This is a genomic window from Acidithiobacillus ferriphilus, assembly GCF_018854775.1.
Taxonomy (GTDB): Bacteria; Pseudomonadota; Gammaproteobacteria; order Acidithiobacillales; family Acidithiobacillaceae; genus Acidithiobacillus; species Acidithiobacillus ferriphilus.
The window spans coordinates 1-7,681 of the sequence record NZ_JAAZTY010000046.1; the positions used below are offsets into that span (position 1 = coordinate 1).

The 7,681-nt window shown below is 59.4% G+C and carries 9 protein-coding genes and 2 tRNA genes; 7 read left to right on the forward strand and 4 right to left on the reverse strand.

The features are described 5' to 3' along the window. Positions 1-72 precede the first annotated feature (72 nt). Positions 73-149: transfer RNA gene (locus HF921_RS03920), tRNA-Arg, on the reverse strand. A gap of 9 nt (positions 150-158) precedes the next feature. After that, complete coding sequence (locus HF921_RS03925) at positions 159-818, reverse strand: RlmE family RNA methyltransferase (RefSeq protein ID WP_064219746.1); 660 nt, start codon at positions 816-818, stop codon at positions 159-161. An 89-nt stretch (positions 819-907) separates the two neighbouring features. Between HF921_RS03925 and yhbY the strand changes: the two genes are divergently transcribed. From yhbY to HF921_RS03940, 3 genes are all read left to right on the forward strand, one after another. Then, positions 908-1,192, forward strand: coding sequence for a ribosome assembly RNA-binding protein YhbY (gene yhbY / locus HF921_RS03930; RefSeq protein ID WP_064219745.1), 285 nt, complete (start codon positions 908-910; stop codon positions 1,190-1,192). Positions 1,193-1,281: 89 nt separating this feature from the next. Further along, on the forward strand, positions 1,282-1,665 hold the full coding sequence (gene apaG / locus HF921_RS03935) for a Co2+/Mg2+ efflux protein ApaG (RefSeq protein ID WP_064219744.1): 384 nt from the start codon (positions 1,282-1,284) through the stop codon (positions 1,663-1,665). Next, positions 1,662-2,276: a class I SAM-dependent methyltransferase gene (locus HF921_RS03940; RefSeq protein ID WP_215892202.1), complete on the forward strand. Its 615-nt coding sequence runs from the start codon at positions 1,662-1,664 to the stop codon at positions 2,274-2,276. The genes apaG and HF921_RS03940 overlap by 4 nt, the downstream gene beginning before the upstream one ends. Positions 2,277-2,363: 87 nt before the next feature. Here HF921_RS03940 and typA read toward each other — a convergent pair whose 3' ends face one another. Together typA and HF921_RS03950 are read right to left on the reverse strand one after the other, a co-directional pair. Beyond that, positions 2,364-4,181, reverse strand: a complete 1,818-nt coding sequence (gene typA / locus HF921_RS03945; protein ID WP_064219742.1) for a translational GTPase TypA — start codon at positions 4,179-4,181, stop codon at positions 2,364-2,366. A gap of 154 nt (positions 4,182-4,335) precedes the next feature. After that, positions 4,336-5,625 carry a porin gene (locus tag HF921_RS03950; protein ID WP_215893346.1) on the reverse strand — a complete coding sequence of 430 codons (1,290 nt, stop codon included), beginning with the start codon at positions 5,623-5,625 and terminating at the stop codon, positions 4,336-4,338. 177 nt (positions 5,626-5,802) lie between these two features. Here HF921_RS03950 and HF921_RS03955 point away from each other — a divergent pair. The 4 genes from HF921_RS03955 to HF921_RS03970 all read left to right on the forward strand — a co-directional run. Beyond that, positions 5,803-5,876 (forward strand) — tRNA-Gln (locus HF921_RS03955). Between the two features lie 56 nt (positions 5,877-5,932). After that, a complete protein-coding gene (dapF, locus tag HF921_RS03960) occupies positions 5,933-6,826 on the forward strand; it encodes a diaminopimelate epimerase (protein ID WP_215893347.1) in 894 nt (297 codons plus the stop codon). A gap of 1 nt (position 6,827) precedes the next feature. After that, positions 6,828-7,004, forward strand: a complete 177-nt coding sequence (locus HF921_RS03965; RefSeq protein ID WP_196762946.1) for a hypothetical protein — start codon at positions 6,828-6,830, stop codon at positions 7,002-7,004. Continuing rightward, positions 7,005-7,681: DUF484 family protein (locus tag HF921_RS03970; RefSeq protein WP_215893348.1), on the forward strand; the 677-nt coding region annotated here is incomplete at its 3' end. It abuts the gene before it with no gap.

A 7,681-nucleotide genomic window follows, 5' to 3' on the forward strand; every position in this document is an offset into this window, starting at 1 on the left:
ACTAAGTAGAGCGTTTAAGCAGGATGACGACAAAGAAAACCCAGGTACGATACTCAGACCTTTAACTTAATTTGGTGCGCAGTACTGGAGTCGAACCAGTGACCTTCGGCTTCGGAGGCCGACGCTCTATCCATCTGAGCTAACTGCGCGTGGCCGAATTATAGGGAACTCGCACCGCCGTTGTCCAACCTTTCCTGCGCAACCCTCTGAAAGTCCAGCGCCAACCAATACTGCTCGGTGGAGCGCGCGCGCGAGGCTTCCGGCTTGCGTACCACGATTTTCTTGAAGTCCCGGCGCAGCGCCCGGCGCAAATCCTCCGCGCCGGATCCCATAAACACCTTGATCAGCAGCGAGCCACCCGGCACCAGCCAGCGCTGGGCCATATCCAGCGCCAGCTCCGCAAGATCAATAGCACGCGCCTGATCGACGCTGGCAATACCGGACATATTGGGGGCCATGTCGCTCATAATCAAATCAGCGCCACCCGGCAACGCGTCCCGGCAGGCTGCCAACACTGCGTCCTCATAAACGTCACCGCAAATCACTATGGCGTCCGCCACCGGGTCCATCGCCAAACGATCCACCGCCACCAATCGCCCCTTCTTGCCGATGAGTGGCGCCGCCACCTGCGTCCAGCCACCCGGCGCCGCGCCCACATCCAATACGCGCATACCCGGACGGATCAGATGATCCTTCTGCTGAATCTCCAGCAATTTGTAACTCGCGCGCGAGCGATACCCCTCCTTCATCGCGCGCTGCACGAATGGATCTTTAAAATGTTCCTTCAGCCATTTCTGGCTGGATTTACTTCTGGCCACAACATACCTCCGGACTTTGACCCCCGCCCTCCACAAACGTACACTCTGCCGCTACACCATAGCGGCCCAATCAGACTGACGAGGATACCATGCTGGACGCAAAACAAAGACAAAACCTGCGTGGACAGGCGCACGCCCTCAAGCCTGTCGTCATGATCGGCGCCCACGGTGTCAACGACGGCGTCCTCGCCGAACTGGAAGTCGCCATCCATGCCCACGAACTCATAAAAATACGTTTGCCCCAGGTATCCCACGACGAGCGGGATGACATGATACAGACCCTGTCCCGCGCCAGTCATGCCGACGTTGTCGGTCGCATCGGACGCATACTCATCCTCTACCGCCCCCGCCCGGTCGCGGCGCTCAAACGCTGACCGGGTAGCCGGTATAGCTTGGCAGCCTGCCCCCGGACCGTTAGACTGTTTCTGAATCGTAACGTCGACCAACGGCCCGGAGCACACCCATGGAAGATCACCCCCCCACAGAAATCCAGATCAGCGTCGAGACGCGCTATCTGCCGGAACAGTCCAGCCCGGAGCAGGAACATTTCGCCTTCGCTTATCAAGTCACCATGCAGAATAACGGCCCACAGACGGCACAACTCCTCAATCGCCACTGGATCATTACGGACGCCGAAGGTCATATCCAGGAAGTCAAGGGACCGGGTGTCGTCGGTGAACAGCCGACGCTGCAGCCCGGTCAACGCTTCCGCTACACCAGCGGATCCGTCCTGTCCACGCCCGTAGGCAGCATGCACGGCAGTTTCGAGTGGGTCAGCGATACGGGAGAAAGTTTCCTCGTCCCCATCCCCGCCTTTCGTCTGGCGGTGGCCACCGTCTTTCATTGAGCCGCCAGAGCCTGCAGCGCGCCTATGCGCTCTGGGCGCCCATTTATAATTCGGCGGTGCGCGGCTTCTCCGCACCCTTGCGGCAACGCAGCCTCAGCGGTATTCCGTCGGCCCCCTGCCGCGTCCTGATCGATGGCATCGGCACCGGGTTGGATATTCCTTATCTGCCTGACACCTGCGCGGCCGTCGGCATCGACTTCACGCACGCCATGCTCCGTCACGCACAAAGCCTGTCTCCCCATTTCCCGCTGATTCAGGCCGACGCCGAGGCATTGCCCTTCCCGGACAATTGTTTCGACATGGTTGTCATGCATCTCATACTCGCCGTCGTACCCCATGCCGGGCTGGCCTTCGCGGAAGCCAGCCGCGTCCTCAAACCCGACGGCCGGATACTGCTCCTCGACAAGTTTTTGCGCCCCGGTGAACGCGCCTTCTGGCGGCGCCTGCTGGCCCCCCTGTCCGGCCCCATTGCCACCCATACCGACCTGGTGTTTGAGGATCTTCTGGCACAACGGCCCGAACTGCAGATCGTCAGCGATCTCCCCGCTGCGGTCGGCGGCTGGTTCCGCCTGATCACTCTGGAAAAAACGCGCGCAGTGCCCACGCCGTAGGCATCGCTTGCGACACGAGACAAAAAATGGCCCGGAGCCTTACCTGCACTCCGGGCCATCTCCCGTCATCCATCCAAAGCGCGAAGCTTAACTGCCGCCGCGCGATGCCCTTTTACGTTCATTCTCCGTCAGATAACGCTTACGGATACGGATGGACTGTGGCGTCGCCTCCACCAACTCGTCATCGGCAATAAACTCGACTGCCGCCTCCAGCGTCAGTTTAATCGGCGGCGTCAGCATGATGTTTTCATCAGAGCCGGAGGCGCGCATATTGGTCAGCTTCTTTTCCTTGAGCGGGTTGACCACCAGGTCGTTGTCGCGGGTATGAATGCCGATCACCATACCCTCGTAGACCTTGTCGCCGGGGCTGACAAACATCCGGCCACGCTCCTGCAGATTGAAGAGCGCGAAACCCACCGCCTCGCCCTCTTCCGCCGAGATCAGCACGCCGTTGTTGCGCGCTGGAATAGTCCCCTTGACCGGGCCGTAGTTGTCGAAAATATGGCTGATCACCCCGGTACCGGAAGTCGCCGTCAGAAATTCGGTATGGAAGCCGATGAGACCACGTGCCGGGATCTTGTATTCCAGGCGCACCCGGCCCCGGCCATCGGGGATCATGTCCTGCAACTCGCCGCGGCGGATGCCCAGACGCTCCATGATGGTGCCCTGATGCTGTTCTTCCACGTCCACCGTCAGCGCCTCATAGGGCTCTTCCCAGACGCCGTCCACCTGGCGCTGAATCACCCTGGGGCGTGACACTGCCAACTCATAGCCCTCGCGGCGCATGTTCTCGATGAGGATGGTCAGGTGCAACTCGCCACGCCCGGAAACCATGAACACATCGGCGTTGTCGGTATCCTCCACCCGCAGCGCGACGTTGATCAGCAACTCGCGATACAGACGTTCGCGCAACTGGCGACTGGTGACAAACTTCCCTTCCCGACCCGCGAAGGGGCTGGTATTGACCTGAAACGTCATGTTCAGGGTGGGTTCATCGATGGGTTTCCACGGCAGCGCCTCAGGCGCTTCGGGCGCCGCGATGGTGGCACCGATGGAGGGTTCTTCAATGCCGGTTACGGCGACAATGTCACCCACCGTAGCACTTTCCCACGGCACCCGCTTGAGGCCATCAAAGCCGAGGAGTTGCAAGATGCGCGCCTTGGTCTGGGTCTTGTCGACGCCGTGAATCAGCACGATATCCTGCCCCGGACGCATGCTGCCACGGCGAATGCGTCCGACAGCAATACGTCCCACATAGCTGGAGTAATCGAGGTCGGCAATCTGCATCTGCAGGGGGCCTTCGGGATCGCCTTCGGGCGCCGCCACATGACTGAGGATCATCTCAAAGAGGGGCTTCATGTCACCGGAGCGAACTTCGGGGTCTTCCCCCGCATAGCCCTGCAAACCGGAAGCGTAGATTACCGGAAAATCCAGTTGTTCTTCCGTCGCGCCCAGTTTGTCGAAGAGGTCAAAGGTGGCGCTGATGACGTAATCGGCGCGGGCGCCGGGGCGATCCACCTTGTTGATGACCACGATGGGCTTGAGACCCAGTTCCAGCGCCTTGCGGGTGACGAAACGAGTCTGCGGCATCGGACCTTCAACGGCGTCCACCAACAGCAGCACGCCATCCACCATGCCCAGCACCCGCTCCACCTCGGCGCCAAAGTCGGCATGGCCGGGGGTGTCGACGATGTTGATGTGGGTATCGCCCCACTGCACCGCCGTGTTCTTGGCCATAATGGTGATGCCGCGCTCTTTTTCCAGATCGTTGCTGTCCATCACCCGTTCTTCCAGTTGCTGGTGCGCGGCAAAGGTACCCGACTGGCGCAGGAGCTGGTCCACCAGCGTGGTCTTACCGTGGTCAACGTGGGCGATGATGGCAATATTACGGATTTGACGAGACACTATATTCCCCAAAAGCGGTCATAAGAAAAAACGCAGAGACACAAGCCCCGCAGCGGGCTTTCTTATAAAGGTATCCATCCAAAAAAGCAAATAAAAACCGCCCCCGAAGGGGCGGCAATGGAACCGCCGAAGCGGCCCGAAGACTTATTTGAACTTAGAAGCCAGCCTGGAACTGCAGCATCAGCGTGTTATACGCCATACCGTTGATGGGGGCATCATTCGCGCCGAATACACCACCCGGCGTCCCTGTACCAAATTTTCCCTGACGCGCAGAGGGGATGATGTAATTCAACTGCACCTCTGCTGCATGGGGATTGTTGGAGTTGACGTAGTAATTCAGACCGACCGTCGTATTATCGAGTTTCGCATCATAACCGTTGTGGTTGTTGATGCTGAAAGAGTCGAAACGCACCGCAGGCTCGACATCCAGCCAGGACGGGGTCAGCATCATCTGATGCAGATTCACGCCCAGGCCCACATTCCAGTCAGTGGCCAGCATGCCGTTGGAATTCATTGCTCCGACAGGTCCGGCAGCGAAGCTACGCCCTGTGGTCATGTTGGTGTAGGAGGCCGCGTAGTGAATGCCCATCATGCCACCGTGCATGCCTACGTTCCATGTGTAGATGGATGATCGTGACAAGCCATTTGGAGCAACCGGATTACCATTAGGTGTGGACCCAAGACTCATGCGCGACCCGCTCACTTCAGCCTTCAGCAAAGGACCCATGAAGTCGTAGTTCAAGCGGGCAAAGGCAATATAATTGCCGCTGCCGTTGAGGTAACCACTCTGACCGGAACCAAAAGGCATGGCACCATTCTCGCTCCAGTTATACGCGTTGTAGGCATCCAGAGAGCTGTCATCGGCAATACCTACGGCGTAACCCACACCGGTACCCGTCACGTCATCCAGCACATCCTTTCCGTGAATCATGGCACCCGCCGAGCGGCCTGGAACCAGAGACTGGGCCATGCTGCGGAACACGAAGGGTAACTCGTTGCCTTCCGTGTTCACATACTCGTTACCAACGGGAAGCTTGAACTTGCCGACCTCAAGCTGAGCAAAAGGCACGGGCGCATAGTTCAACCACGCGTCAAGGATAGAAGCATTGCCGCCATTGCCGAGACCGTCATTCAGCAGGTTGCCACCGGGAACACCGGTGTTGCCGGTGATTGTTGCATTATCCCAGCCGGCCATGACGTTGTAGGTCACGCCGGGAACCGCCTCGCCCTTGAAGCCCAGACGGATTCGGTTCGCACCGAATACAAGACCACTACTGCCTGCAGGAGAACCATTGGTGGAGGTTCCAAACTGGCTGGCCCCAGTGATCTGGGCATATCCGTACACGACAGGACCAGTATCCTCATTGTTGCTCGTGGACGCAAAGGCCACACCAGGTACCACAAAAGCCGCCGCAACGGCCAAAGCTACGAGATTCTTTTTCATGACTAAGCTCCTCCTCGAGAGCAATGTTTCAAGTACCACGAGAGGAACTATAGCACCGGAGCAGACACTTTGCAACATTTTCACAACACCTTTTTTACAACGCGCCACAAAATCCAACCATAAAGTCCTTTCTGTTTGACACGAACGGGCCGCCACGGCTATCATTCGCCCCTCTCTTGGGGGATCGTCTAGCGGTAGGACAGCGGACTCTGACTCCGCTAACCGTGGTTCGAATCCACGTCCCCCAGCCAAATAATAATGCTGACGCGCGTTGTCCTCCCCGGACAGACATTGCTAAACTCGGCACATGAGCCACGCCCTTACTGATTCTGCGTCCCCCTCCCTGCGCTTCACCAAGATGCAGGGCCTGGGTAACGATTTCGTCGTTTTCGATGGCGTTCGTCAACGGATCGAGCTGCGCCCCGAGGCGGTCCGTGCCATAGCCGACCGCCACTTCGGCGTCGGTTGCGATCAAATTCTGCTCGTAGAGACCGCGACGTCCCCCGATTGCGATTTCCGGTATCGCATCTTTAATGCGGACGGCACTGAGGTGGCGCAGTGCGGCAACGGCGCCCGCTGCTTTGCCGTCTTCGTGCGCCGCGCCGGACTCACGGACAAAGAGCCAATCACCGTCGAGACGATGGCCGGACGGCTGATCCTGCATCACCAGGATAATGGTGAAGTCACCGTCAACATGGGCATTCCGCAACTCACCCCGGCTGAGGTTCCTTTCTGCAGCAAGGAAGAAGCGCCCGAATACCTTCTGTCCGTGGGCGACGACACTCTGCGCATCGCCGCCGTCGGCATGGGCAATCCCCACGCGGTGTTGCGCGTATCCAGCGTGACCGATGCACCGGTAGCCACCCTGGGTCCCCGCATTGAAACACACCCGGACTTTCCCCGGCACTGCAATGTGGGTTTTATGGAGGTCTGCGACCGTAGCCATGTTCAACTCCGGGTCTGGGAGCGGGGCGTCGGGGAAACCCTGGCCTGCGGCAGCAATGCCTGCGCGGCGATAGTCGCCGGTATCCGTTGGGATGAATTGGATCACGCGGTAGCCGTGACCCTGCCGGGCGGCTCCCTGTACATTGAGTGGGCGGGTCCTGGGCAACCCGTTATGATGACAGGCCCCGCGCAAGTGGTTTTTGATGGGGTTTGGCCCATATCTGCAGTTCTCGGGAACAGTGAGGGGGGATCATGACATGCAGGATACGACCTTAAAGGCTATTGCCAAGGGCTTGAACAGCGATGCAACCCAGTTAGATTTTCTGCACAGACTCAATGACCAGGAGGGTGAAACGCTGGCACGCCTGATCGCCGCACTGGAAGTGCATAGCGCCGCTGAACGCTACCATGAAACCCATTGGGAGGATGACTGAGTGACCATCGCCCCCGAAACGGATGACCAGGCGGATCAGGTCCGGGCCTATCTCCGCCAACACCCACGATTTTTGTGGGATCAGGAAGACCTGCTTCACACCCTGACCCTGCCCCATGTCGGACGCGGTTCGGCCTCATCCCTCCTGGAGCGGCAGGCACAGGTACTGCGCGAGGAAAATACCCGTCTGCGCCAACGCATCACCGCGCTGCTGAGTGCCGCCCAACAGAATGCCGCACTCGGTCTGCACCTCTCCGATCTGGCTACCGAACTGCTGCAGACGCCCGATTGTACCACGACCCTGAATACCGTTATCAGCCGCTTGCGGGAGGGCTTTCAGGTCGAGGAAATGGCCTTGATCACCCGCGCGCCCATGGCCGATCTGCCACAATTTCTGCCACTGGACCAGGCGGATTTTCAGGAGGTTCTGAATGGATTCCCGCTGTTGCGCGCAGCGACCGGATTGACCCTCAGCCCGGCCCTGCGCAGCACCCTCTTCGGCGCGGCGGGGGCGGGACTGGAATCCTTCGCCCTGATCCCGCTTGCCGGTCAGCATCTGCAAGGGGGTATTTTGCTCGGCAGTCAACACCCCGGCCGCTATGCCGAGGACGCCGGGGCCGACCTGCTCGACCAGATTGCCCGCCTGGTCACCGCGGCACTGGATCGCTGCCTGACCCC